Below are 23,930 nucleotides of genomic sequence, written 5' to 3'. Positions count from 1 at the left end.
TCTGTGCCTTCCATCATAATTTCAGGAACTAGGAACATAGGGGCCTCGTCCGAGTTCCATTGAAAGTGTGGGAACATAGCTCAGTTTGCCAAGGGATCGGGCGAGGATTCCTTGCTCTGTGAGCGCTCCCACTTTCCACATTGTGTTCAACGAATGCTCCGGATCATGGGTCGCCCACAGCTTTCCTCCCTGGCTTTCAGCCTCCTGGTACTCGTTAATTGTGCATTGCTGCAAAGCAGGGCCTGGGCACAGCTACCCTGCCCCGCCGACCACGCCAAGCTCCTGGCTGCCCTCAAGGCAAACGTCAAAGCAAGCGGAGGCCCCGCCAATGGCGGCTTCGAGACCAATGAATGGGCGGCGATCGTTACGCGTGACGGGACAGTTTGCGCCGTTGCTTTCAGCGGCCCCACCAGCGATGCGCAGTGGCCCGGCAGCCGGCTGATCGCAGCCGAAAAGGCCAGCACGGCCAACGGGCTCAGCGTTGCCCAGATGGCTCTCTCGACGGCGAATCTATATGCTTCTGTTCAGCCGGGTGGCCCCTTGTTCGGCTTGCAGCTTACCAATCCTGTCGACCAGGCAGCCGCTTATGCCGGCGACAGCAAGACCTTTGGGAGTGCGAGCGATCCGCTGATTGGCAAGCCGATCGGCGGCGTCGTGGCATTTGGCGGCGGCCTTGCTCTCTACGACGGCAAAACGATTGTCGGCGGGCTTGGCATCAGCGGCGACTCCTCCTGCGCCGATCACAATGTCGCTTGGCGCCTGCGTGCGGCCCTGGGCCTGGACAAGGTTCCGGCGGGCGTCAACCCCAACGCCAAGGACGCCATCGTCTACGATCTCGATCCTGGCGGAAAGAGCGCCTCCGGCTGGGGTCATCCGTTGTGCGCGGGAACCGAGGCGGACGTCGCGGCGGAACTCGGCGCCGGAGTGGGAGGTTCGATCCGCAAATGAGGGGATCTCTGAAAGTGGCGGGGAAATACGCATCTGCGACACCAGACGGCCGAGGAGCGGAAAGGGGCCGCGGTTTCGACTTTAGGCCGTTGAAGTGGCTGGTGCTGGCCGCAAGCTGCTCATTGCTGAACGCCGCGGCCGCGCAGTCCGCGGTGACACCATCCATCGCACCGCCCGCCGCGGCCGCGCCACCTGATGACGGCCAATGGACAATGCCGGCTAAGAACTATGCCTCGACGCGCTACAGCGAACTGGCGGACATTAACGAGGACAATGTCAGGAACCTTCAAGTTGCCTTCACTTTTTCGACCGGAGTGAACAAGGGTCAGGAAGCGGCGCCACTCGTGGTCGGCAACACGATGTATATCGTGACCCCTTTTCCAAACATCGTCTACGCGCTCGATCTTTCCAAGCCGGGCGCGCCGATGAAATGGAAATATGAGCCAAATCCTGAACCTGCCGCGCAGGGCGTTGCCTGCTGCGACGTCGTCAACCGCGGCGCGGTCTTCGCCGACGGGCGCCTCTTCTTCAACACGCTGGATGGTCACACCATCGCGCTGGATGCTGCCACTGGCCAACCGGTGTGGAACGCGCATGTCGGCAACATCAACATCGGCGAGACCATAACCATGGCGCCGCTTGTGGTGAAGGGCAAAGTGCTGGTCGGCAATTCCGGCGGCGAGATGGGTGTGCGCGGCTGGGTCAAGGCGCTGGACGCGGGCGACGGACATGTCGTCTGGACGGCTTACGGCACCGGACCGGACAAGGACGTGCTGATCGGGCCGGATTTCAAGCCGCATTACGACATGGACAAGGGCAAGGACCTTGGCGTGACCACATGGCCGCCGGAAGCCTGGAAGATCGGCGGCGGCAACATGTGGGGCTGGATCTCTTACGATCCGGACCTCAACTTGATCTATCACGGGACCGGCAATCCAGGGCCGTGGAATCCGGACCTTCGGCCCGGCGACAACAAATGGACCTCTGGGATTTTCGCGCGCGATCCCGATACCGGAGCCGCGAAATGGTTCTACCAATGGAGCCCGCACGACCTGCACGACTACGACGGCATCAACGAGCAGATCCTGCTCGATATGAATTGGCAGGGTAAGCCGCGCAAAGTGCTCGTCCGCCCGGAGCGCAACGGCTATCTCTACATTCTGGATCGGACCACCGGGGAAGTCCTGTCAGCGACACCCTATGGGGCCGTCAATTCCAGCAAGGGCGTCGATCTGAAAACCGGGCGCCTGATCGAAAACCCGGACAAGAAGACCGGCACCGGCAGGGTGATCCGGGATATCTGCCCGACAGCATCCGGGCTCAAGGATTGGCAGCCATCTGCGTTCTCGCCGAAGACAGGACTGCTCTACATCCCACACAACAATCTGTGCATGGACGAAGAGGGCCTCGAGGTGAACTACATCGCCGGCACTCCCTATGTCGGCATGAATGTGCGCATGATCCCGGGCCCGGGTGGCAACCGCGGTGCTTTCACCGCCTGGGACATCGCGGCCGCAAAGCCAGCTTGGAACCTGAAAGAGAATTTTCCGGTGTGGAGTGGCGCGGTCGCCACCGCCGGCAATGTCGTGTTCTACGGCACAATGGAGGGCTGGTTCAAAGCTGTGAGCGCAAGGACAGGGGAATTGCTTTGGCAGTTCAAGACCTCGTCCGGGATCATCGGCCAGCCGGTCACCTATCGCGGCCCCGACGGGCACCAATATGTCGCGATCCTGTCGGGCGTCGGCGGTTGGGCCGGCGCGATCGTATCGGGCGACCTCGACCCGCGCGACGCTACCGCCGCGCTCGGCTTCGTCAACGCGATGAAAGACCTGAAGAACGCGACCACGGCGGGAGGCACGCTCTATGTGTTCCGGCTCCCCTGATGCTTTCGAGTTGAAGGCAGTTCGAAGACGCGAGGCGAACGGGCGTCTTGTGGCCGCGGTGGTAGCGTTTGCCTCGCTGCTCTTCGCGGTTGCCGCCGACGCACGTGAACTCAAGGTATGTGCCGACCCTAACAACATGCCGTTTTCCAACGCCGCTGGACAGGGCTTCGAAAACAAGATTGCCCAGATCATCGCCAAAGAGCTGGATGCAAGACTTTCCTATACCTGGTGGGCCCAACGCCGCGGTTTCGTTCGCAACACGCTCAAGGCAGGCCTGTGCGATCTCATACCTGGCACTCCCGCCAATCTCGAAATTCTCCGCGCCACCGCTCCCTATTACCGCTCGACCTATGTCTTCGTGACGCGGCGGGACAGTCCCGAGATCACGTCTTTCAACGATCCACGCCTGCGCACTCTGCGCATCGGCGTGCAGCTCATCGGCGATGACGGGGCCAACTCCCCACCGGCCCAGGCACTCGGCCGCCGCGGCATTGTCGGTCATCTCGTCGGCTATCCAGTCTATGGCGACTATTCGGCTCCCAACCCGCCCGCGCGCATTGTCGAGGCGGTGGCCAGCGGCGAGATCGATGTTGCCGTCGTCTGGGGCCCGCTCGCTGGTTATTTCATCGCCAAGCAGAAGACACCGCTGCGCATCACGCCCGTGACACCTCGAATCGACGGGCCTCAATTGCCAATGGTCTACGACATCTCCATGGGCGTCCGACGCGGGGACGACGCGCTGCGCGACGAAGTGGATGCAGCCCTTGCCAAGCACAAGGCTGAGATCGACGCGACCCTGGCCCGATACGGTGTGCCGCGCCTTGATACCGGCGGGAGCGCGGACCGATGAGGCGGAACCTCACCGTGCTCTTGTCGGCGATGCTGGCCCTTGCCGCTTGCCAGCGGGAAGAGCGCGACACACGTCCGCAATCGGCCCTTGGGTCCGGCCAACAGCCAACGCCGGTGACTGCGCTGGAGCCAGGCGGCCAAAGGCCGCTCCCGAGCGACAACAAGGCGGCCAGCTTCGAGGCCAACGCCTTTCATCTCAGCGAGGGCAAGCGCCTGTTCAGCTGGTTCAATTGCTCGGGGTGCCATGCCAATGGCGGCGGCGGCATGGGACCGGCGCTGATGGATGAGAAGTGGGTTTACGGCGGCTCGATCGAGAGTATCCACGCAACGATCCGGGACGGGCGGCCTAACGGCATGCCTAGCTTCCGAAACAAGATACCCGATGATCAGATTTGGGAGCTTGCAGCCTTCGTACGTTCGCTGAGCGGCAACGCCCCCTCCTCCGCCGCACCGCAGCGTAACGACGACATGATGGTCCATCCGTCGGAAAATCGCCTCCCCGATGCCGCGACGCTGGGGAAATCGCCGTGAAACGATTTTTTCCCAAAGCGTGTTGCGCAGCCGCTCTCCTGGCGCTTTCAGGTTGCTGCGGCTGGCAGTCCGCTCTCGATCCGAAAGGCCCGGCCGCGGGCGAGCTAGCCTGGCTGATCTGGTTTTTCACTGCCCTGTGCGCGGCCGTGTGGATGCTGGTGATGGTCGTGCTGGTCGCTACCCTGTTCCAGCGAGTTCGAACAGGAAAAGATCCGCTCGTGCTCGACCTCGCCTCCGAACATCGCAAAATGCGCGTGGTCTTGACCGCGGTTGGGGTGACTGCGGCGATTCTAATTGGGCTGACCCTGTTGAGCTTTTTCGCCAACAGGACGCTTGCCGGGATCGGCTCGGACGAGGCGCTGACGGTCCGCGTGACCGGCCACCAATGGTGGTGGGAAGTGCGCTACGAGAATGCTCAGCCAAGCCGCATCCTGACGACGGCGAACGAGATCCATATTCCGGCCGGCGAGCCGGTTCGGCTTCTTTTGACTTCAACAGACGTAATCCACTCCTTCTGGGTGCCGAGCCTTGCCGGCAAGCTCGACCTCATCCCCGGACATATGAATGTGCTGGACATCAGGGCTGACAAGCCAGGCGTCTATCGTGGTCAATGTGCTGAGTTCTGCGGCGCGCAGCACGCCAACATGGGCACCTTCATCATTGCCGAGCCGCGGCCGCAGTTCGATGCCTGGCTGGACGACCAGTTGCGGCCTGCCGCCGCTCCGACCAATGCCGAAGCCAAGGCCGGCGCGGATCTTTTCCTCCAGCGGCCCTGCGTGATGTGCCACAGGATCGGCGGCACACCCGCAGGCGGCACGGTAGCGCCCGATCTTACCCATATAGCCAGCCGGCAAACTCTCGCAGCCGGAACGCTGACGATGAGCCGCGGCAATCTCGCCGCTTGGATCACCGACCCGCAAGGCATCAAGCCCGGCTCCCACATGCCTGTAACGGCTCTCAATGGCGACGAGCTCAATGCCATCATTGCCTACCTCGAGGGGCTGAAATGACCAGCGCCGACCTGACGAGCGGACGTGACCTGCGGGCGGAGGCGCAAGCAAAGGGAGATCTCGCTCCCGAGCATGACGGACCGCGCGATACCGGCATGGAGCAAGCCGATCTCCAGCGGTGGCTGGAGCGCACCTGGCGTACGCCCCCGGGCATCATCGGCGCGCTGTCGAGCGTCGACCACAAGGTGATCGCCAGGCGCTATCTGATCACTGCCTTTGTCTTTCTGTGTCTGGGCGGGCTCAACGCAGTGGCTATGCGTGTTCAGCTCTCGGGACCACAGCGTGGGCTGATCGGGCCGGACCTCTACAACCAGCTGTTTACCATGCACGGCGTCACGATGATGTTCCTGTTCGCGGTACCGATCGTGCAGGCGACCGGCATTTATCTCGTGCCGCTGATGGTCGGCACCCGCAACATCGCGTTTCCGCGGCTGAATGCGTTCAGTTATTGGGTCTATGTTTCGGGCGGCCTGTTCGCCTGGGTGTCTTTCGCTCTCAACATGGCGCCGGACGTCGGCTGGTTCGCCTATGTGCCGCTGTCCGGTCCCGAATTCGCCCCTGGCAAGCGCGCCGACGTCTGGGCGCAGATGATTACCTATACCGAGGTGTCTTCACTGGCTGTGGCAGTGGCGACGATCGTCACGATCTTGAAGCAGCGTGCTCCCGGCATGTCGCTGGACAAGATCCCGCTATACGTCTGGGCGATGCTGGTCACCTCCTTTGTCATCGTCTTCGCAATGCCGGCGGTGATGATCACCTCGACATTCCTGATCCTCGACAGGCTGGTCGGCACACACATCTTCAACCCGGCCGAAGGCGGTGATGCCTTGCTGTTCCAGCATCTGTTCTGGTTCTTCGGTCACCCCGAGGTCTACATCATCTTCCTGCCGGCGACCGGCATGGTCTCCTCGATCATCCCGGCTTTCGCCCGGCGACCGGTGTTCGGCCATCTCGGCATGGTTCTGTCGTTGATCGCGGTCGGCTTCCTGTCCTTCGGCCTGTGGGTCCACCATATGTTCGCGACAGGCCTGCCCAAGCTCGGCGCCAGCTTCTTCACCGCTTCCAGCATGATGATCGCTATTCCCAACGGCGTACAGATCTTCTGCTGGCTGGCAACGATGTGGGACGGCAGACCGGTGATCCGCACGCCAATGTTGTTCGTGTTCGGCTTCTTCTTCATCTTCGTCATCGGCGGTCTCACCGGCGTCATGCTGGCCTCCGTACCGCTGGATCTGCAGGTGCACGACACCTACTTCGTCGTCGCGCATTTCCACTATGTGCTGATCGGCGGATCGGTATTCCCGCTGCTGGGTGCGGCCTATTTCTGGTTTCCTAAAGTCACCGGCCGAATGATGAGCGAGCGCCTGGGCCGCTTGCATTTCTGGCTGGCCTTCATTGGCTTCAACGCCGCCTTTTTCCCGATGCACATCGTGGGGCTGTGGGGCATGCCGCGACGGGTCTACACCTATCCGGCCGAGCTTGGCTGGGGGAACATCAACCTGTTCATAACAGCAGGCGCGGTGGTCTTCTTCCTGAGTTTCGTCCTGTTCACCTTCAATCTTGTGCATGGCGCGTTGAAAGGCGCAGCGGCAGGCAACAATCCCTGGGAGGCCGGCACCCTGGAATGGGCAACGCCCTCGCCGCCGCCGAGCTATAATTTCGCGCGCATTCCGGTCGTCACCAACGCGGAGCCACTCTGGGCCGAGCGCGACGCTCTTCCCGTAGCGACCGGGCTTCGCGTCGACGCGCGCGAGCTGCTGGTCTCGACAGTCGCTGAAGCCCATCCCGACATTCGCGAGAAATCGGCGACACCGTCGATCTGGCCGCTCTTTGCAGCGTTCGCCGTAGGCGGCACGTTTCTCTATTCGATCTTCACCCCCTGGGCCATCGTGTGGGGCGCCCTGCCAATCGCCGTCACCTTGATCGGCTGGTTCTGGCCAAAAGGTGATCCGGAGGACGAGGAATGAACGAGCGTCCCGTCACAGATGTTTCCGGTCTCCCCACCTTTGGGCATGGTCCGCGCAGCCCGACCTGGTGGGGCACGCTCGCTTTCATGGCTCTGGAGGGCACCGGCTTTGCGCTCGCCGCAGCCGCCTATCTCTACTTGGCGGTCTCTTGGCCTGAATGGCCGTTGAGTGCACCGCAGCCGAACCATTGGCCAGGAACGATCGTCACGCTGCTGCTGATCGCCAGCCTGGTGCCGAACCACATCCTCGATCGCTATGCCAAGCAATGCGCCATCGTGCCGGTGCGGATCGGACTGGTTGTCATGTCGCTGCTCGGCCTCGCCCCGCTCCTTGTGCGCTGGTTCGAGTTTCCGGCCTTGAACGTTTACTGGGATACGAACGCCTACGGCTCGATGCTTTGGGTGCTGCTCGGGCTCCACACCACGCATCTGATAACAGATGTCGGCGATACGATCGTGCTGACGGTGCTGATGTTCACGCGCCATGGCTATAGCGGGCGACGCTTCGGCGACGTCGGCGACAATGTTTTCTATTGGGATTTCGTGGTCGCAACCTGGCTTCCGATCTATCTGCTGATCTACTGGGTACCGAGGCTCGGCTGACATGCGCGCGGTCCGGTTGGGAACTTCCTGGGGTGGGCTTTTGTCGGGCCCGTTGGCTTGGGCAGTCTCGACGCAACTGAACTACTCGCTGGTTCCCTGGCAATGCAATCACCAGGTGCCGGTCGTGCTTCCCTTAGCGTTGCTGCTCGCCTTGTTCTCGCTTCTGGGCGGTGCTCTGTCCTGGCAGGCAAAGCGGCAAGGCGGCGCTGCTTTCAAAGCAGAACGCACGCGCGGTACCGAGCATTTCGTCGCCGATCTCGGCATGCTGGCGGCTCTCCTGTTTGCACTGGTCATCATCATGCAGGGAAGCGCCGCACTTATCCTGGACGAGTGTCTGCGATGAACCTGGCCACGCTCTTCTCCACCTCGATCTGCTATGGCTCCGGCGCGCCCGAGGCCGGATGGACACTTGCGCTTCCCATCACGGCCCCGCTGACGGCCGTCGCGCTCATCTACATGGCCGGTGCGATGCGGCTGTGGCGCCGCAGCACTCGCGGCCGTCCGCTACGGATGCGTCAGGCGCTGCTGTTTGCCGCCGGCTGGAGCGTACTGACGGCAGCGTTGGTCAGTCCGATCCATGCTCTCGGCGAGCGGCTGTTTGTCGCGCACATGATCGAGCACGAGTTGCTGATGGCAGTGGCGGCGCCGCTGCTGGTCATCGCCTGCCCCGCCCCTGCTCTGCTGTGGGCATTTCCCGTAACGTTTCGGCGTGCCCTGGGTATGGTTGGGCATGGCAAATCGCTGCGAGCGCTCTGGACCTTTGCGAGCCGGCCTGTCACCGCAACGATTGTTCACGGGATCGCGATATGGGTGTGGCACATTCCGGTCCTGTTTGAGGCAGCGCTCGAGCATGGCGTGCTGCACTATGCCCAACATGCGAGCTTCCTCGGCACAGGCCTGCTCTTCTGGTGGGCGTTGCTGCCGCGCCCAAGCCAACAGCAGACCTATGGAAATGCCGTGATGCATCTTTTCTTCACCTCCCTGCACACCGGCCTGCTCGGCGTCCTGCTTCTTCTATCGCCGAAGCTCTGGTACCCGGAGAATGCTGCCGGGGCGGCAGTGTGGAATTTAAGCCCGATCGAGGACCAGCAGCTTGCCGGGCTCGTTATGTGGGTCCCGGCCGGCCTTATCTATGGCGGGGCAGCGCTATTGCTGGCCGGCCTCTGGATAACGACGAGCGGAACCAGGAAGGTCGCGCATGCGCCCTGGCCCATCTAAATTGATCATCGCCGTGTGCATTCTGCTGGTCGTCGCGGGCGGCGCGCTCGCATTGTGGGCCGACCGAGCCCGTCGGGTGCAGCAAGAGGCGGATGCCGCTACCGGCGGCGTCGGTGCACGTGCGATACCGATCATGCTGGCGAATGGCTGCGCCGGCTGCCACACCATCACCGGTGTACCCGGTGCGGTAGGCCACGTCGGCCCACGCCTGGACGCCAGTCTATCTGACAGGATCTATGTTGGCGGTGTGCTGGCTAACAATCCGGAGAACATGATCCGCTGGATACGGTCAGCAAGGGACATTAATCCGCACACCGCCATGCCATCCACCGGCATCACCGAGCAGCAAGCGCGTGACATCGCCGCCTATCTCTATGCTTTGAGATAGACCGCCGCTTCGGCGGGACCACGGGCTGCGCCCAGGACCATAGCCGACGACGGGGAACAAAGCTGCCCGATCACGGTTTGGACAGCAGCCGGCGCAGTACAAATTCAAGTCCGCCGTGCTGCTGGGCCATAAGCCCCAGCCAAGAGCCCGCTTCCCCCTCCCTCAAGAGCGGGCTCTTTCCTTGTGGATCGGATGCGGAGCGATCAGGGGCGAGGACTGAGGCGACATGAAGCAACTTCTGTCAGATCTCGCCGCAATGGCCGAACCCGGCTTCTGGATCGCCTTGGGGCTTTTAGCCCTGCCTTACTCCGTGGGAGTAATCTTCCTGATCAAGACATGCCACTGCCTCTGATCGCCCAGCCGTCCGGTCGTACGGGCTTTATTACCTGCCAGCGCAAGATGTGAGTGACCATCACGAACTGGGATCGTCGCCAAGGCCATCCGCGCCGCTCGAACACCCATAAGGTTGCCGACCATGCGTTGGAGGAAGCATGCATTGCCGCGGGAGGAGCCTCCCGCACTTGTATGTCGCCTTCGGTGGCCCTGAACGATGCACAGAAGCGCGCGTTCACAGCATCGAACTGGCCGGTTGAACATACCGCGACGTTGGTCGAAGGAACCGGATTGCGGCGAGCACATTTCTCCCCTTTTTCGGTCACATTTTATCGGGCGGATCCCACTCACACCGATGCGGCAACCATCGAGTCTGAGGACACACTGGACAAATCGTTCTGTTGCTGGCGGCGAAACCAGTCCAGGGTGAGGCGCACACCCTCTTCAAGAGGTATTTGACAGGCCCAGCCGGGGACGATCCTCCGCGCTAGAGTTAAGTCCGGACAGCGGTTCGTCGGATCTTGGGGGATCGGATCAACATGCACGATTTTGGTGCCTGGCACCAAGCCCGCGACGTAACGGGCAACATCGACAACGGAAATCTCGCGATCGTTTCCGATGTTCAGGGGACCAATATAACCATGCTCCTCCCCCCAGAAGAATTGTTCTAGGCCGTCCACGATATCGCTGACGTATCCCCAACTCCGCGACTGCAAGCCGTCGCCAAAAACGACTATAGGTTTGCCGAACAGCGCATTCGTGATGAAATTTGATACTGCACGTCCATCGTCAGGTCGTGTCCTAGGTCCGTAGACGTTGAACAATCTTGCAACTCGAATGTCGAGCCCGCTCAATCGGTTACTCTCAAAAAGCAGGGCCTCGGCGCAACGCTTACCTTCGTCATACGATGAACGCGGCCCCGTGCAATCAACGGAGCCCCTGTAAGTTTCCGGTTGCGGCGTTACCAGCGGATCGCCGTAAACCTCAGACGTGGACGTGAAACAGAAACGGCCCCCGGCGCGAAGAAGGGTCAGAAGCCGCATAGTTCCTATTACGTTGGCCGAGATGGTTCGTACCGGATCTTGCATATACCAGGGAGGCGAAGCAGGCGAGGCGAGATGATAGATCTCGTCAAAAAGGCTCCCCTGCTGAAAATCTTCAACAGCCACATCTACCACGACCAAGCGAGGGTCGGCGATATGATCCAGATTGGCACGAGTACCAGTCCAGAAATTGTCAACAGCAACAATTCGATTGATTTCTTGCCTTAACAACAGTCGATCAACCAGGTGGGATCCGATGAACCCGGCTGCTCCCGCGACAAGAACACTTTTCATTTCCGACCCAAAGCTTTGCAGCTTGCTCAGGAGCTATGAACGCTGACTCGTCAAGCCGTCTGAATTGCCAATGAGATGTCACTCCCTCCACGCAATGATGGTTCGCGCAACGCGCATCGCCCGAACAACCCAAATCCGCGCAAATAGTACCACCCCATTGGACAATGGCACATCTTAAGGACCCTGTCACCAGCGGTGCAGTGCATACACTACACTGTAAAAACGAAAGATTTCTGTAGCCTGACTATCTTCGATGGGCATAACATCACCACAAGTTCAATAGGGAAATGTATCCTCGACAACCCAGCACAGGTGGGAGAATAGCGGTAGAAACTCAGACGGCCCGGGCAGGTGTTCGTTCGCATCCGGATCGAACGTAAAGTCCGTGTGCGAGAAATGCCCTCCGTCTGGTTGGACTTATCGAACAACGGGGATATGCGGCGCGATCTCGCGCCTCCGGAGGATCTGGTCGAGCATTGAGGGCGGCTGCTATGCGCTCTCGAATGGTGAGGCTCGTGAACGGCAGGCACCATCAAAAGTGCTGATTGCACTGCGCGGAAATGTAAGCCTCAATGGGGCTGTCAAGGGAGGCGGACGCCATCATCGTGTCGGACCAGACAGGCGCGCAATCAGCTGTCGTGACAATCATCGATCCGTCCCGCAAGCGAGGACTGTTCGAACCTTCCGAGCTTTGGCGATATCGGGAAGTTGTGTTCTTCCTGGCCTGGCGTGATTTCAAGGTCAAATACCGGCAGACTTATCTGGGCATCCTTTGGGCAATGCTGCAGCCGCTCGTTGCTATGTCGGTCTTCAGCATCTTCTTCGGCAAGCTCGCAGGCATTTCGTCCAACGGCGCGCCATACCCGCTATTTGTTCTGTGTGGGCTTGTGCCATGGAGTTTTTTTTCGCGAGCCGTCGCCAGCATGACGGGCAGCCTCGTCAGAAACCAGGAGCTGGTGAAACGCGTCTATTTCCCGCGTCTGATCATTCCCATCTCCACGATGGCCTCATGCCTGACCGATATGCTCGTCGGCTTCGCTCTTTTGTTCGCCGCCATGCTGGCATTCGGAAGCTGGCCGGCACCACAAGCAGTCTTCTTGCCGCTGTTCGTGCTCGTAATGGCTGCGTCAGCGACTGGAGTGGGCGTGGCATTGTCGGCGATCAACGTTCGCTTTCGCGATGTGGGCTATCTGTTGCCGTTCAGCCTTCAGATACTTCTGTTCATGACCCCGATCGTGTATCCAGCCAATCTCGTCCCTCAATTGTGGCGGCCGCTCTATGGTCTGAACCCAATGGTTGGGACAGTCGAAGCCATCCGCTGGAGCGTGCTGGGCACGCCTGCGGACTGGCTCATGATCTCGATATCAACGCTCTCCTCGCTAGCCCTTCTCGTTGCCGGACTGACTATCTTCTCAAAATCCGAACGCGCGTTTCCGGACCTGATCTGAGTGATGACCGACATCGTGATCCAGGCTGCCAATCTCTCCAAGGCGTATAGACTTGGTGTGGCGAACAACAGCTTCCCCACGCTGCGAGACGCGCTCGCCAGCAAAAGGCGGGGTCTTCGCGGGGAGGCCGATACAAGCCACCGCAAAGGTGCGGACGAGCCGTTCTGGGCGTTGAAAAACGCCTCCTTCGAGGTGCACGCAGGCGAAGTCCTTGCCGTGATCGGTCCCAACGGTGCAGGAAAGAGCACCATTCTCAAGATACTGGCGAAGATCGTGGAGCCGACTTCCGGCCGCGCGACGATACATGGACGGCTGGGAGCTTTGCTGGAGGTCGGCACGGGGTTCCATGCCGAACTGACCGGCCGTGAGAACATTTATCTCAACGCGGCCATACTCGGCATGCGGCGCGTCGAGATCAATTCCAAGCTTGACGAGATCGTGGATTTCTCCGGGGTCGAGCCGTTTCTCGATACGCCTGTCAAACGATACTCAAGCGGCATGTACTTGCGTCTGGCCTTCGCGATTGCCGCCCACGTCAATCCCGACATTCTGGTGGTCGATGAGGTCTTGGCCGTCGGCGATGCCACGTTCCAGAAGAAATGCATTGCCAAGGCAGCGAGCATCGCCGGGACAGGCCGCACCGTGCTGATCGTCAGTCACCAGATGCCGGTTCTACAGCGACTTTGCACCCGCGCAATCCTTATCGACGGCGGGACGATCCAGGCGGACGGCCCGACTCAGGACGTGGTCCGGGATTATCTCCAGACGCTTGAGGCCCGCGCAGGAACCGATCTGAGTGTGCGATCCACGCGCACCGGGCGCGGCCGCCTCCGTGTGGTCGGCATCGAAGTTTTCAATGAAATGGGTCCCGTCGCGTCCGGGCAGCCGGCAACTTTTCGGCTTCAGGTTGATGGGCCGCGCGAAACATTGCAGTGCCTTGTGACTATCATTGATGATCTCGGGGATCCTGTGACCTCATTTGATAGCCGGGAGCAATCCCTGCATGACCGTCACGGCGAAGTCTACACGGTACATGTGGACAGCCTTATGCTGAGACCAGGGCGCTACAGGATTGACGTAGCGCTGGTGGCGGACGACAGGGTGGTCGAAGACCATGTCGAGACGGCCGCTGTGTTCGATGTCATGCCCGGTTTGCTCGACGATCGACCGGTCAGCGCCCAGCCTGGCTTTGGCAATGTCAGCTTCCCGCATCGATGGGTGGTCAGGAAGTGACGCCTGTTTTCACCTGGCCACGTGCGCAAGCTGTCGCCGAATCCTGCGCCGCTGCTTTGCTGTCCACATCATGATCTTCAGGGCAAGCCGTTCGGCTTTGCTTCCGATCGTTGCAGGCGTGACATAGGGCGCGCGTGCCAGCCGCAGCGCCAATTGGAGGCGGAAATCCCGCGTTCCACTTTCCATCATATGCTCCGCGATCCAGTCCAGAAAAGCGGCGCGGGCGGGGTGTTTCCCCATCCGATCGTAGAGCCCTCGCTGAGTGGCAATCGCCGAGGCCGAACTGGAATGCTGCCGGTAACGTGCGAGAGTTACAGGAGTGATAAAGGCTGGGAATCGCAGGAATAGCTTCGCCCACAGAGCCTGGTCTTCATAGAGCTCAAAGTGCTCCTCAAAGCCACCAACCGTGCTAACCGCGCTTCTCCGCAAGAGCACGGAACAGGTACACGGAACGTGGCCGTCCTGCATCAGCACCAGCCGACCCAAAAGCCGGGGGGGCTGATGTAAGCGTGCGGCAAGTCCATCTGTCGGCTCGACCCAGTCGGAGCGCGCTCCATCCGGATACCACCATTTGGTCGGCCCGAAAATCATTGCGGCATCCGGGTTGGCATCGGCTGCCGCCAGGACCGTCTGCAGCATATGCGGCTCGTACAAATCATCTGCATCCAGGAAGGCAAGCAAATCGCCGCAGCTGGCCGCTATTCCGGCGTTTCTCGCTGCCGCGGCGCCACGCTTGGATCCGGGAGGCCTGCGCAGCACCTTAATTCGAGGATCGATTGCCGCGGCATCATTGGCGATCCTGATACTGTCGTCCGTCGAATTGTCGTCAACCAGCAAGAGTTCCCAATCTGCAATCGCCTGGGCCCGGACGCTGGCGATCGCTTCGCCCAGATTTGACGCCGCATTGAGGAAGGGGGTTATGATCGTCACCCGCGGCACGGAAGTCATCGCTGCAGCCGTCTTACGATGCTTCGCTTGCTCGTCTTCCAGGTTTCGCGCGCGAGCACTTTCCAGATTGCGGAACGAATGCGGAAGGAGGCGCCCTGATCCGCCATCACCCCATTCAGCCATCTGAGAAACGTGATACGCGCGGCTTCGTCAGCGCCTGCCCTGGCAGAAGCGGCAGAGCAGCTTTCGACGTGCTGGCGGTATCTCGCCCAGGTCTGGCCGGACACGTAGACCGGCGCGAATGCGAGCGCCTTCGCAAAGAAGGTCTGGTCTTCGAACATCAGGCGGAAGCTGTTCTCGAATCCCCCGAGCGTTGCCAACAAACTTGAACGCATCAGGGCGTTGCAAGTTGTCGGCGTCTGGGCTTGGTTCTGCAGCAGCAGTTCCAGCAGCACGGGCGGATCGTATCGGGCGTTCGGTTCGACTCCGAGCGGGTAATAGTAGTCCGCACGACCAGCAAGCTTTGCCCAGCTATGCCAGATCAACGTCCGGCCGTAGATTAGACCGAGCGTCGGATCGTTTTCCATGATGCAGACTTGTTCGGACAGCTTTTCGGGCAGCCATGTATCGTCTGCATCGAGAAACGCGACATAGGCGCCCCGCGCCTCGGCCAGCCCGCGGTTGCGCGACGCGCTGATACCATGATTGCCCTTGTCGGGATGGGAGAGTAGTCGCACCTTGCCTGGCAGGCGCTGCGCATAGTCGCGCACGATGACAGATGAACGGTCCGTCGAGCCATCGTCGACGACGAGGAGTTCCCAGTCAGTGAAGCTTTGACCTACAACGCTGTCAATAGCTTCCCGGAGGTATCTCTCGCCGTTGAACACGACGATGATTGCCGTGACGCGCGGTTCTCGGCATGCATGGTCAGCCATGGCAAAGGACCGCGCGCCGGAACTCTCTCTCACCCCAATCAGCGACCGTGACCCGCGGCAGTCGGAAGGGGTCGACCCTGAGCCCAGCTTCACGCGGCAGGGTGGTTACTGCATAGTCCATGCCAGCAGATCTTACCGCTTCGGCGGTGCTGTCATCGAAGTCTCCGAAGGGGTATGCGAATCCCGCCACCCTCCGCCCTGTGATCTCTTCGCATTGTTGGCGGCTAGCGGAGATCTCGCGTTCAAGACTGTCCCGTTTCAGCAACGGCAGGGATGGATGCGTGCAGGTGTGGGCACCGATCGAAACGCCATCGGTGTCGGCGAGATGCCGCAGCTCCGAATGAGTCATGGCGCGGTCACGCCTTCGGGGGCTGGCGTCGGTTCCTGCCCATCTTGCCAGCTGCTGCAGCGCCCTCCTCCGTTCGTGTACTCTCAACGGCTTCAGCAGTGCGTGCAAGCCGAAATGGAGCGCCGTGCGGCTGATGACGAGATTCGATTTCGCGCGCGTGGCGTCCTCCGTCACGAGCCAATCATAGTTTCGGCCTGCGATCTGGATCGCGAGCCTCTCCGGGAGAGCAGGCGTTTCCAAAGTGATGCGCGACAGAATATCCCACCAGAACACTGAGGGGTCGGTGAGCGCGTGGGTGGTGACGAAGACGGTCACAGGAGCGTTCATGCGTAGCATGATCGGCACGGCATTTTGCACGACATCCGCATAACCGTCGTCAAAGGTGACTGCCACGGCATTTCTCGCTGGCTTTCCGTCCCGAAGCCGTTGTGCCAGCCATTGCAAGGGAACAATATCGCGCGCCTTTGTCAGGATTTCGATTTGGCGTGCGAAATTTTGTGGCGAGACCGAGAGTTCCCAAGGATCGACGCGTGGTTCTCCGACGCGATGATACATCAGCACGAGCGGCCGGTTGTAACCGGCAAGCAATCGGCCCCGTCGCAGGAGCTTGCTAAGAGCTTGACGCACTGTCACGCCGCTCATCGCCTGAAAGCGCGCGCGGCGACAATCACCGGGCAACATGGGTCATGCACATCGAGCATTGCCGAATTCAGCTCATGCTCCGCCAAGCCATAGAGAAACCCGGTAGCCGAATAGGCGTTTCCATAGTGGCGGACTTCGACATTCTCCACCCCGAACCTGTCTGAGAGAAGCCGGCCCAGCGCCGCCGGGGTTATCGACCAGAACCAGCTCTCGCCCCATTCTCCTCGGTCAATCGGGCTTACCCAAGGGACCGTGACCAGAAGCACGCCTCCCGGTTTCAGCATCCGCCATAGGGTTGCAACCGCGACAGGCATGTTGAAAAGGAGGTGCAGGGTCTGGGTGAGCACGATGCAGTCAAATGTCTCGAGCGGCAGGTCGTCGCCGTTGGCCAGATCGCCAACGAAGGTCGTCAGCGGGTGGCCTTCATATCGGTTTAGAACGTCGCTCCTGGCAACTCGACTGCCTCCGAAGCGGGTCGTATAGGCGTTGTCCCCGATCTCCAGAACCCTGCCGGATATGTTCAGCGAACATGATGCGAGGAAAGTCTCGACATAGCGGCGGTCCACTGGCTTGCCGCGATCAAAACCGAAATTTGTACTGAAGGGCAGCGGGCGGCTGAGGTCACCGAACCGGACGCCCGATCGGCGCCGACTTGACCAGCCCTTGAAACGCTGCCGCAGCATCATGGTGGTCTGCAATGGCGCTGCGAGCGAAACGGCAATGGTGTTCAGGAGCTGACCGCCGAGCGAAGAACGGGATCGAACCGCTGTACTAAGCTGTCCCAGTTGCATGTGCGCATAATAGCGTTTCCAATTTTCGACGCCCTGATGGTAGGCGGCCGTCCAGTCTGGATTGGTCCGCGCAAGATTCCTCTGCCGGCCAAGGACTTTGAGCGCCGCGCGCAACATCATCGGATTGCTGTTGGACATATTCGTTGCGTGCCTGCGGTAATCTGCGAGACACTCCGGGGTGCATGCGGCCTTGTTTGCCCGAGACAGGCGAAGGTAGACGTCGTAATCCTCGCAAGCCCGCAGGGATCGGTCAAATCCGCCAGCAGCCTCCAATGTGCTACGCCGATAGAGCACTGTCGCATGCATTCCAATCAGGTTGCCGGTCAAGAATCCGGCATACGGGTCCTCTCCCACCGGCCTCAGCGGAACTGAATTCCTGACTGCGCCGGCCTCATCGATGTAGCAATAGGCTCCATAGACCAAGGCGCAATCCGGACTGTCATGGAACAAAGCAAGATTGGTAGCGAGCGCCGTCGGGCGCAGCCTGTCATCGGCATCCAGGAACGCGATGAATTCGCCACGTGCTGCCTTCATTCCCGTATTGCGGGCAGCGGCTAAACCCTGGTTTCCTTGGCGGATGTAGTGGACGTCGACATACCGGCGAACAACATTTTCGGGATTGTCCAACGAACCATCGTCCACAACGATGATCTCATCGGGCCGCACGCTCTGGTTCCGGACACTGTCGATCGCTTCCGCGAGAAATCGAGCATGGTTATAGGTCGTAATGACAACCGAGACACAGGCTGCGGCGGGTCTGACGGTCATCTTTCGCCCACTTGGCTCTGCGCAGTCGGGTAGCCGGCAAAGGTTAGCCATGCGACTGAGCGCCGACATGCCTCCTCGAAGCCGACCACCGGCTGGTATCCGAGCTCGCGCTCGGCCTTGGCCGACGGGAGTTTCACCCGACACCGGTGCAACAGCGCACGTTCTTCAGATACCTTGATCTTTGGAGCCATAGGCGGCCTCTGATCGAGCCCTGATTTCCGCCACTCGGCATAGCCTACCTTTAGTCCGCTACGAACGGGTCTCGGGAGGCTTCGGACAAGCCGCCGGTAAAGGTCGCCATCTCTCAGCCATTGTGTCCAGTTCGGCGCGAATGACAATGGCGCGGAAACCGAAATCGCAGCCAGGTCGAAGCCCAATGCCTCGGCTATCGGGCGGCAAAGATCTGCCCAACTTATCCTTTCGCGGTCCCCGACCAGATAAGTTCGCCCAGCCGCCTCGGGCACTTCGATGGCAAGCTTGATCGCATGAACGACATTGTCGACATAAGCGCTGTTGCAGATGCCATGGCCGCCATCCACCAGATAGGCAGAGCCGTCGAGGAGATCGTTGGCGAAGCCCCCCGTCCAGCTGGAGCGCGGGCCAAAGACAATTCCGGGCCGCAGCACCACCACCTGGACTGCACCGTCCCGTGACAATTCCCCGAGACGACGTTCAGCACGAACCTTGGCATTGTTGTACTCGACCGTCTGGCCGTCGTGCAGCGCGCTCGTTTCGTCCGTTCCGGGCAGCGGCGATTGGCCATGAACGGATGCGCTACTGAGGTAGACCAGGCGAACGACGCCCGCAGCGGCGGCGGCAAGATAGACAGGCTCGACGGCATCGACGATCGTGCGACTATCACCGGCAACTGCATGAACAACGGACTGACAGCCAAGAAGGGCCGCAGTAAGAGCCGGAACGTCATGCGCGTCCGCCACCCTTCCATCGATCGCAAAGCGGGACAGGCTGGCGAAAGCACTCGGCCTGCGAACGATCGGCCTCACCTCAGCCCAGCCGGAAAGATGCAGCAACTCCACTGTCCGGCAACCTATGAAGCCGTTGGCGCCAAGCACGGCAACAGTGCCGGTCATTGTCTGGTCTCGGCGGAAGCAATGACGTGGCGAAAGTCTTCTGCTCCGAGCCAAGGCATGTCCAGCCGTTTCCGTCTGGCATAGCATTCCTCGATTCGCTTGAGCACGTTGCGCCCCGCTGTGGCTGACCCGGAAAGGAGGGTTCCATTTCGGACCGTGTCGACCAAGTCCGAAATCTGATCGCAGAACGCGTCGACGAAATCGCGCGACCGGTCGTCGGTGTTGGTGAAGGAGGCGGTGGCTGCCGTGCGGCATCCTTTCAAGGCGATCTCTACAAGCTCCGTCTCATTGACTGCCCAAGAAATCGAGCCACGTTCGCCCTCAAGACGGTAAAGGTTCGGACGAGCCCAATCACGGCTCAGCCGGACCGTTGCCTCGAAGCCGCCAAAACCTAACCGGACAAGGCAGTTCGCCTCGACGCCGCCCATTGCGTCATCGGCGTAGTGGATTTCATGGGGCTCTCCGAACCACCAGGTCAGGAGGTCAAGGCAATGCGTGCCTATGTCCTGAAGCACGCCACCGCCGGATTCCGCGCGGCTGAAATAGCTCGTCGAAGCGACAGGCCACTGGAAAGGGCCACCCTCAAAACAACAGACACCTTGAATTTTTCCGATCAATCCGCCCTCGACCATGGCCTTTATCGATCGGGTGGCAGGGAACTGCCTTCTGACGAGGCCTGTTGCCACATGCAGATTGTTGGCTGCCGCTACCGCCAGGATAAGGTCTGCGTCGGAGCTGCTCGTGGCCATCGGCTTCTCGCACAGAACATGCATGCCGGCCCGCAACGCCTGCATCGACTGATCAAGATGGTATCGAGGCGGGGAAGCGATGATCGCCACATCGGCGCCCACAGCCAGAAGGCCGTCGAAACTGGCTGCAACCTTCGCTCCGGGCAGCCGCGCCTGTACGACCGCGGCGGATTTCGCTTCGGGATCAAAGATGGCTGCGACTGCGATCTGGCCTCTGCCTTGAAGGCGCGACAGCGCTTCCGCATAGTAGAGCTTCGTGACGGCGCCACATCCGGCCAAAACGAGACGGACAGGCTCACCTTGCCGCAGCCGTGCCGGCTGCCGTTGCACAGTTTCAATTTGGGCGGACAATCTCGCCTCCCTGCTTCGCAACGAGCCACAGCATACGTCCAATTGTCTTGAGCGACGGATCGAGGTGGAAGGCTTCACTCATTTGCGCGAGGCATCCAGCCCAATCACCAGAGCCAAGCAGCCGCCGTCCGGTTTCGAGAGCGCTTTGCGAATAGGTCCGCCGAGCCGATGCGGCGACATCGTCCGCGAGTTCGCTTGGAAGATAGCTCTTGAAAATATCAATCGCCATTCGCGTGTAGGCCATGTCCGCGGCATTCCGGATATGGCGCCCTGTGTTCGATTGCGGGTGCATCCGATAAAGCGCAAGGGCTTGCGGTTCGTACCAGACGGGAAAACGAGAAGCGATGCGTATCCACATCTCCCAGTCTTCGCTGCATTTCAGCCGCCGGTCGAAGCCGCCGAGTTCTTCGTAGACCGCGCGTCGGACCGCGATGGACGGCGTCATGATGCGCTGTTCGAGCGCCAATCGGATCACCGCATTCTCAAGCCTTCCGGAGACTGACTGCATTGCAGGTTCGATCGACAACTCCTGTCCGTGGGCGTCCATGAAGACCGTCCGGCAGAACGCCGCTCCTATTCTCGGATCCGCATCGAAACCCCGACCGAGCAATTCGTAAAATTCTGGTCGGACGGCATCGTCGCCGTGCAGGAGATGGACAAGTTCCCCCTGGGCTCGGCTCAGACAGGTATGGAAGTTGCCGATGTGGCCGAGGTTTTGCGGCTGGCGGAAAAAGCCGACACGCCTTCCCCCGATTTCGTTCACGACTTTTTGCGGATCGTCGGACGAACAATCGTCAACCACTTCGATCTGCATATGAGCCGGGTCAGGGGCTTGCGCGAGCACGCTTTGCAGCGTTGAGGCAAGAAAGCGGGCGCTATTATAGACGGGGATCATCACCGACCACTTCGGACGAACAGCCGCCTGTGGCAATGACGGGACCGGATCGCGATTCTCGAAGTTGCGGAAAGCCGTCATCTCCCGAGCACCGAGGATTTCAGCAGGAGCAGTGCCAACCGCGCGATATCGCGTTTCGGCACGTTGTTTCCGCCAGTGCCGCTTCGCAGCAATCGTAGGAAGCACGATCTGGCCGACGGCAAGTCACCTCCGTTCAGATACTGCTTCGACCATTCGTAAAAGTAGCGGGAACAGCCGCCACGGGCAAACTGTGCCCCACGGGCATCCATGACATTCGCCATTCGCCGGTAGAATCCCTCGATCGCATCAAGCCTGAGCGGGCTTGGCAGCGCCGATACAAGCCCACCCGGGTGCAGACGATAGATACCTGCCACCTCGTCGACAAAGGCGAGGTCTGCTGTCTTTGCGCAATGCACATACAGCGGCCAATCAGTAATCGGAAAGAAATCTGCATACCAAGACGGTACATCCCGAACGCACGCGGTTCGCATCATACCGCCGCAAGTGGCGAAGGGATTGCCTTCCCAAATTTCCCTTTGTGTGATTAAGGGCTTCTGATCCCGTGGCGTCCACCGCCGCGACGTGATCTCGTCGCCGTGCGCCACGAGCGCATTGTAAAATATGGCCGAGAGCTCAGGATGCGCGTCAAGATGGGCCACCTGATCTCGCAGCTTGGTCTTGGATGTCCACAGGTCGTCGCCATCAAGGATCGAGACATAGCGCCCGCGCGCAACCCGGAGTCCTCTCGCAACGACCTCGTTGGATCTCAAATTGCTGCCAGAATAGATCGCCGATAGTCTTTCGGGATAATCGGATACATACCGCTCCACGATCTCCCGGGTACCGTCCGTCGAAAAATCTTCGCTGATCAGGATCTCGACACCGGATTCCGTATCTTGCATGAGAACGCTGTCGATCGCTGCCGCTACGTAGCGAGCGTGATTGTAGGTGACAATGAGCACGGTCACACTGACCGTCGGTTCATTCACTGTCCGCTCAAAAGTGCATTCTGCCGTCTGAGCCAAATTGCGGCCCGACGACATCTGCTCTTCCGACAGCAGCAGCTTCTTCATTCCAAGCCTCTAAGGAGAAACGGGCTGTCTGAGCCGCTGCCCTCTTGGGGCATTGCAAAGGTTCCTCGTTCGGGATGCTGCGCCAAATAGCCTCCGCAGGGTCCAAGTTTGCTGTCCATTGCAGCCAGATTGTTGAGCAAGGCACGGTAATCGGTATTCTCGCCGCGATCGAAAAGCTCATCGACAGCGTAGTCCCAGAACGGTTTCCCGATCCCCGAGCTGCGGCCTTCGCGTTCCAGTTTGGTTCCTTGTTTCGCCTTGCGCCGGAAAATGGCAAGCGTCGCACCGACGACTTTCGCGAACTGCGAGGGCGATCGCCAGAGCACTCTGGCGAAGTTCATGCCGACGGCAGCAAAGCGGCGCCTTTTAAGCCCGAGCCTGGCGATCTCGACATCGTTACGGAACATCACATCCGATAGGATCGGGCTCACCATCTCGCTGCAGCGAGCAAAGAGGCTCTCGAGCACCATCCGACGCGAGATGAGCATTCGGACGAAATCTTGCGACATGGCTCCTGGCGTTCGGCGGTATCCGACCAAGTGCTCCTTGACGACATCGAATCGGTATTTCGAGGCGATACTCAATTGGAGGAAGAAGTCCTCACAACCCTCCGCACCGTTTTCGCGCAGTCGCGAGGAATAGCCACCCATTTCGAGTAAGACATCGCGCCGGAACATTGCCGAACTTCCGTGACCGATAAAGTTCTGTCCGAGATGCTGCATGAATACCCATCCGTGCGGGTGCATGCGCTTAGGCGTAATGATCGCCTTATCATCGGCATCAATCGTCCGGTAAAGCGTATAGACAAGCCCAACATCATTGCCTGCTGCAGCGAAAACACGCAGCTGCTTTTCGAGTTTGGTTGGGTGCCAGAGATCGTCGGCGTCTATAGGTGCTATATAGATACCCTTGCTTGCACGTATCCCCGTATTCCGCGCCGACGCGACGCCACTGTTCTTCTGTTGGAGCAGCTTGATACGCGGGTCGTCATTGGATAGTCGGCGGACGATTGATGCAGTTTCATCAGTCGAACCGTCATCAACGACTATTATTTCGATGTTTCTGTAGGTCTGGTTTATCACCGACGCCAAGGTGCGTTCGATAAATTGTTCTGCGTTGTAGGCAGGGATAATGACAGCCACAAATGCGTGAGTAGGACATTGTGAGTTGCTCGTAGAACAACTCCCCTTGGTGCGGCCACTTCCCTTCACTGTCACCCGGCCTCTGAGCCCTGCATGTACTGCTAAACGGCCGCTGTCCGGCTCACTAACATTTGGGGCCACGCACACTGGACGGCCCTCGCGCGGCCTTCTTAGGTGGCCGATCCATTCTCCTTGTGCGACAGCCCATAGCGTATTTTCCTTTCGCCCCTGGCGGACTTGGTGTTCGAAAACTCACGCAATAGCCACGCCGCCCCCTGCCTAAGTGACCCGAAATGATCTCGCCCGTGCGTAGAGCTGCACACGCAGAGTGGCGGATCCGAGAGTATCTGCCGTTCCTGCAATCTATGCTCCTGGATGGCGAGTAGATAGATCGTCAAAAGCGGTACCCGTTAAGGACAATTCGCGACCGTTTCGGGATGCCCCGAGAATAAACGGTCTCTTTGCTGAGCGCGTTCACGAATGTCACG

23 protein-coding genes are annotated in these 23,930 nt (G+C 60.1%); 13 read left to right on the top strand and 10 right to left on the bottom strand.

Annotated elements, in window-relative coordinates:
• Nucleotides 1-225 precede the first annotated feature (225 nt).
• From FJ946_RS16260 to FJ946_RS31440, 11 genes are all read left to right on the top strand, one after another.
• A complete protein-coding gene (locus FJ946_RS16260; RefSeq protein WP_224618825.1) occupies nucleotides 226-948 on the top strand; it encodes a heme-binding protein in 723 nt (240 codons plus the stop codon).
• A 122-nt stretch (nucleotides 949-1,070) separates the two neighbouring features.
• Nucleotides 1,071-2,831, top strand: coding sequence for a methanol/ethanol family PQQ-dependent dehydrogenase (locus FJ946_RS16255; RefSeq protein ID WP_224647516.1), 1,761 nt, complete (start codon nucleotides 1,071-1,073; stop codon nucleotides 2,829-2,831).
• A 49-nt stretch (nucleotides 2,832-2,880) separates the two neighbouring features.
• Nucleotides 2,881-3,681 carry a substrate-binding domain-containing protein gene (locus FJ946_RS16250; protein WP_224618829.1) on the top strand — a complete coding sequence of 267 codons (801 nt, stop codon included), beginning with the start codon at nucleotides 2,881-2,883 and terminating at the stop codon, nucleotides 3,679-3,681.
• Nucleotides 3,678-4,211, top strand: a complete 534-nt coding sequence (locus tag FJ946_RS16245; RefSeq protein ID WP_140565677.1) for a c-type cytochrome — start codon at nucleotides 3,678-3,680, stop codon at nucleotides 4,209-4,211. The genes FJ946_RS16250 and FJ946_RS16245 overlap by 4 nt, the downstream gene beginning before the upstream one ends.
• Nucleotides 4,208-5,221 (top strand): cytochrome c oxidase subunit II, encoded by a 1,014-nt coding sequence (coxB, locus tag FJ946_RS16240; RefSeq protein ID WP_140565680.1) that lies wholly within the window; start codon nucleotides 4,208-4,210, stop codon nucleotides 5,219-5,221. The genes FJ946_RS16245 and coxB overlap by 4 nt, the downstream gene beginning before the upstream one ends.
• Complete coding sequence (gene ctaD / locus FJ946_RS16235) at nucleotides 5,218-7,188, top strand: cytochrome c oxidase subunit I (RefSeq protein WP_140565683.1); 1,971 nt, start codon at nucleotides 5,218-5,220, stop codon at nucleotides 7,186-7,188. The genes coxB and ctaD overlap by 4 nt, the downstream gene beginning before the upstream one ends.
• Nucleotides 7,185-7,790: a cytochrome c oxidase subunit 3 gene (locus FJ946_RS16230; RefSeq protein ID WP_140500655.1), complete on the top strand. Its 606-nt coding sequence runs from the start codon at nucleotides 7,185-7,187 to the stop codon at nucleotides 7,788-7,790. Before ctaD ends, FJ946_RS16230 begins: the two co-directional genes overlap by 4 nt.
• 1 nt (nucleotide 7,791) lies before the next feature.
• A complete protein-coding gene (locus FJ946_RS16225) occupies nucleotides 7,792-8,133 on the top strand; it encodes a hypothetical protein (RefSeq protein WP_140500656.1) in 342 nt (113 codons plus the stop codon).
• Nucleotides 8,130-9,008 carry a cytochrome c oxidase assembly protein gene (locus tag FJ946_RS16220; protein WP_140500657.1) on the top strand — a complete coding sequence of 293 codons (879 nt, stop codon included), beginning with the start codon at nucleotides 8,130-8,132 and terminating at the stop codon, nucleotides 9,006-9,008. The genes FJ946_RS16225 and FJ946_RS16220 overlap by 4 nt, the downstream gene beginning before the upstream one ends.
• A gap of 1 nt (nucleotide 9,009) precedes the next feature.
• Complete coding sequence (locus FJ946_RS16215) at nucleotides 9,010-9,396, top strand: c-type cytochrome (protein ID WP_224618831.1); 387 nt, start codon at nucleotides 9,010-9,012, stop codon at nucleotides 9,394-9,396.
• Nucleotides 9,397-9,622: 226 nt separating this feature from the next.
• Nucleotides 9,623-9,748 (top strand): hypothetical protein, encoded by a 126-nt coding sequence (locus FJ946_RS31440; protein ID WP_263486168.1) that lies wholly within the window; start codon nucleotides 9,623-9,625, stop codon nucleotides 9,746-9,748.
• Nucleotides 9,749-10,076: 328 nt separating this feature from the next.
• On the opposite strand, the gene FJ946_RS16210 is transcribed toward FJ946_RS31440, so the two are convergent.
• Nucleotides 10,077-11,066 (bottom strand): NAD-dependent epimerase/dehydratase family protein, encoded by a 990-nt coding sequence (locus FJ946_RS16210; protein ID WP_140565685.1) that lies wholly within the window; start codon nucleotides 11,064-11,066, stop codon nucleotides 10,077-10,079.
• Between the two features lie 605 nt (nucleotides 11,067-11,671).
• Here FJ946_RS16210 and FJ946_RS16205 point away from each other — a divergent pair.
• Both FJ946_RS16205 and FJ946_RS16200 read left to right on the top strand, forming a co-directional pair.
• On the top strand, nucleotides 11,672-12,514 hold the full coding sequence (locus FJ946_RS16205; RefSeq protein WP_181167680.1) for an ABC transporter permease: 843 nt from the start codon (nucleotides 11,672-11,674) through the stop codon (nucleotides 12,512-12,514).
• 3 nt (nucleotides 12,515-12,517) lie between these two features.
• Entirely contained in the window at nucleotides 12,518-13,747 is a 1,230-nt protein-coding gene (locus tag FJ946_RS16200) for an ABC transporter ATP-binding protein (protein WP_140565690.1), read from the top strand.
• Between the two features lie 9 nt (nucleotides 13,748-13,756).
• Here the strand turns inward: FJ946_RS16200 and FJ946_RS16195 are convergent, their stop codons facing one another.
• Genes FJ946_RS16195 through FJ946_RS16155 form a run of 9 tightly spaced genes read right to left on the bottom strand, consistent with a single transcriptional unit; the run spans nucleotide 13,757 to nucleotide 23,442 of the window.
• Nucleotides 13,757-14,695 carry a glycosyltransferase gene (locus FJ946_RS16195; RefSeq protein WP_181167681.1) on the bottom strand — a complete coding sequence of 313 codons (939 nt, stop codon included), beginning with the start codon at nucleotides 14,693-14,695 and terminating at the stop codon, nucleotides 13,757-13,759.
• Complete coding sequence (locus FJ946_RS16190) at nucleotides 14,692-15,570, bottom strand: glycosyltransferase (RefSeq protein ID WP_140565696.1); 879 nt, start codon at nucleotides 15,568-15,570, stop codon at nucleotides 14,692-14,694. Before FJ946_RS16190 ends, FJ946_RS16195 begins: the two co-directional genes overlap by 4 nt.
• On the bottom strand, nucleotides 15,563-16,507 hold the full coding sequence (locus FJ946_RS16185) for a polysaccharide deacetylase family protein (RefSeq protein ID WP_181167682.1): 945 nt from the start codon (nucleotides 16,505-16,507) through the stop codon (nucleotides 15,563-15,565). Before FJ946_RS16185 ends, FJ946_RS16190 begins: the two co-directional genes overlap by 8 nt.
• Nucleotides 16,508-16,557: 50 nt before the next feature.
• Complete coding sequence (locus tag FJ946_RS16180; protein ID WP_140565701.1) at nucleotides 16,558-18,120, bottom strand: glycosyltransferase; 1,563 nt, start codon at nucleotides 18,118-18,120, stop codon at nucleotides 16,558-16,560.
• Nucleotides 18,117-19,211: an NAD-dependent epimerase/dehydratase family protein gene (locus FJ946_RS16175; protein WP_181167683.1), complete on the bottom strand. Its 1,095-nt coding sequence runs from the start codon at nucleotides 19,209-19,211 to the stop codon at nucleotides 18,117-18,119. Before FJ946_RS16175 ends, FJ946_RS16180 begins: the two co-directional genes overlap by 4 nt.
• The gene (locus tag FJ946_RS16170; RefSeq protein WP_181165249.1) at nucleotides 19,208-20,311 is read right to left on the bottom strand and encodes a Gfo/Idh/MocA family oxidoreductase; all 1,104 of its coding nucleotides are present in this window, start codon (nucleotides 20,309-20,311) and stop codon (nucleotides 19,208-19,210) included. Before FJ946_RS16170 ends, FJ946_RS16175 begins: the two co-directional genes overlap by 4 nt.
• Nucleotides 20,295-21,287: a glycosyltransferase gene (locus FJ946_RS16165; RefSeq protein WP_140565703.1), complete on the bottom strand. Its 993-nt coding sequence runs from the start codon at nucleotides 21,285-21,287 to the stop codon at nucleotides 20,295-20,297. The genes FJ946_RS16170 and FJ946_RS16165 overlap by 17 nt, the downstream gene beginning before the upstream one ends.
• A complete protein-coding gene (locus FJ946_RS16160; RefSeq protein WP_140521285.1) occupies nucleotides 21,284-22,300 on the bottom strand; it encodes a glycosyltransferase family 2 protein in 1,017 nt (338 codons plus the stop codon). The genes FJ946_RS16165 and FJ946_RS16160 overlap by 4 nt, the downstream gene beginning before the upstream one ends.
• Nucleotides 22,297-23,442 (bottom strand): glycosyltransferase family A protein, encoded by a 1,146-nt coding sequence (locus FJ946_RS16155; protein WP_181165248.1) that lies wholly within the window; start codon nucleotides 23,440-23,442, stop codon nucleotides 22,297-22,299. The genes FJ946_RS16160 and FJ946_RS16155 overlap by 4 nt, the downstream gene beginning before the upstream one ends.
• Between the last annotated feature and the right edge of the window lie 488 nt (nucleotides 23,443-23,930).

The organism is Mesorhizobium sp. B2-4-7, assembly GCF_006442685.1.
In the GTDB taxonomy this organism is placed as follows: Bacteria; Pseudomonadota; Alphaproteobacteria; order Rhizobiales; family Rhizobiaceae; genus Mesorhizobium.
The sequence above is the reverse complement of the archived record's forward strand: the minus strand, read 5'-3'. Positions and strand labels throughout refer to the sequence as shown.

Excerpts from the sequence above, each read along its gene's own strand:
- FJ946_RS16230 (WP_140500655.1), top strand. The coding sequence starts at position 7,185 with ATGAACGAGCGTCCCGTCACAGATGTTTCCGGTCTCCCCACCTTTGGG.
- FJ946_RS16220 (WP_140500657.1), top strand. The coding sequence starts at position 8,130 with ATGAACCTGGCCACGCTCTTCTCCACCTCGATCTGCTATGGCTCCGGC.
- ctaD (WP_140565683.1), top strand. The coding sequence starts at position 5,218 with ATGACCAGCGCCGACCTGACGAGCGGACGTGACCTGCGGGCGGAGGCG.
- FJ946_RS16210 (WP_140565685.1), bottom strand. The coding sequence starts at position 11,066 with ATGAAAAGTGTTCTTGTCGCGGGAGCAGCCGGGTTCATCGGATCCCAC.
- FJ946_RS16190 (WP_140565696.1), bottom strand. The coding sequence starts at position 15,570 with ATGGCTGACCATGCATGCCGAGAACCGCGCGTCACGGCAATCATCGTC.
- FJ946_RS16175 (WP_181167683.1), bottom strand. The coding sequence starts at position 19,211 with ATGACCGGCACTGTTGCCGTGCTTGGCGCCAACGGCTTCATAGGTTGC.
- FJ946_RS16160 (WP_140521285.1), bottom strand. The coding sequence starts at position 22,300 with ATGAAGAAGCTGCTGCTGTCGGAAGAGCAGATGTCGTCGGGCCGCAAT.
- FJ946_RS31440 (WP_263486168.1), top strand. The coding sequence starts at position 9,623 with ATGAAGCAACTTCTGTCAGATCTCGCCGCAATGGCCGAACCCGGCTTC.
- FJ946_RS16180 (WP_140565701.1), bottom strand. The coding sequence starts at position 18,120 with ATGACCGTCAGACCCGCCGCAGCCTGTGTCTCGGTTGTCATTACGACC.
- FJ946_RS16165 (WP_140565703.1), bottom strand. The coding sequence starts at position 21,287 with ATGACGGCTTTCCGCAACTTCGAGAATCGCGATCCGGTCCCGTCATTG.
- FJ946_RS16225 (WP_140500656.1), top strand. The coding sequence starts at position 7,792 with ATGCGCGCGGTCCGGTTGGGAACTTCCTGGGGTGGGCTTTTGTCGGGC.
- FJ946_RS16245 (WP_140565677.1), top strand. The coding sequence starts at position 3,678 with ATGAGGCGGAACCTCACCGTGCTCTTGTCGGCGATGCTGGCCCTTGCC.
- FJ946_RS16200 (WP_140565690.1), top strand. The coding sequence starts at position 12,518 with ATGACCGACATCGTGATCCAGGCTGCCAATCTCTCCAAGGCGTATAGA.
- FJ946_RS16195 (WP_181167681.1), bottom strand. The coding sequence starts at position 14,695 with ATGACTTCCGTGCCGCGGGTGACGATCATAACCCCCTTCCTCAATGCG.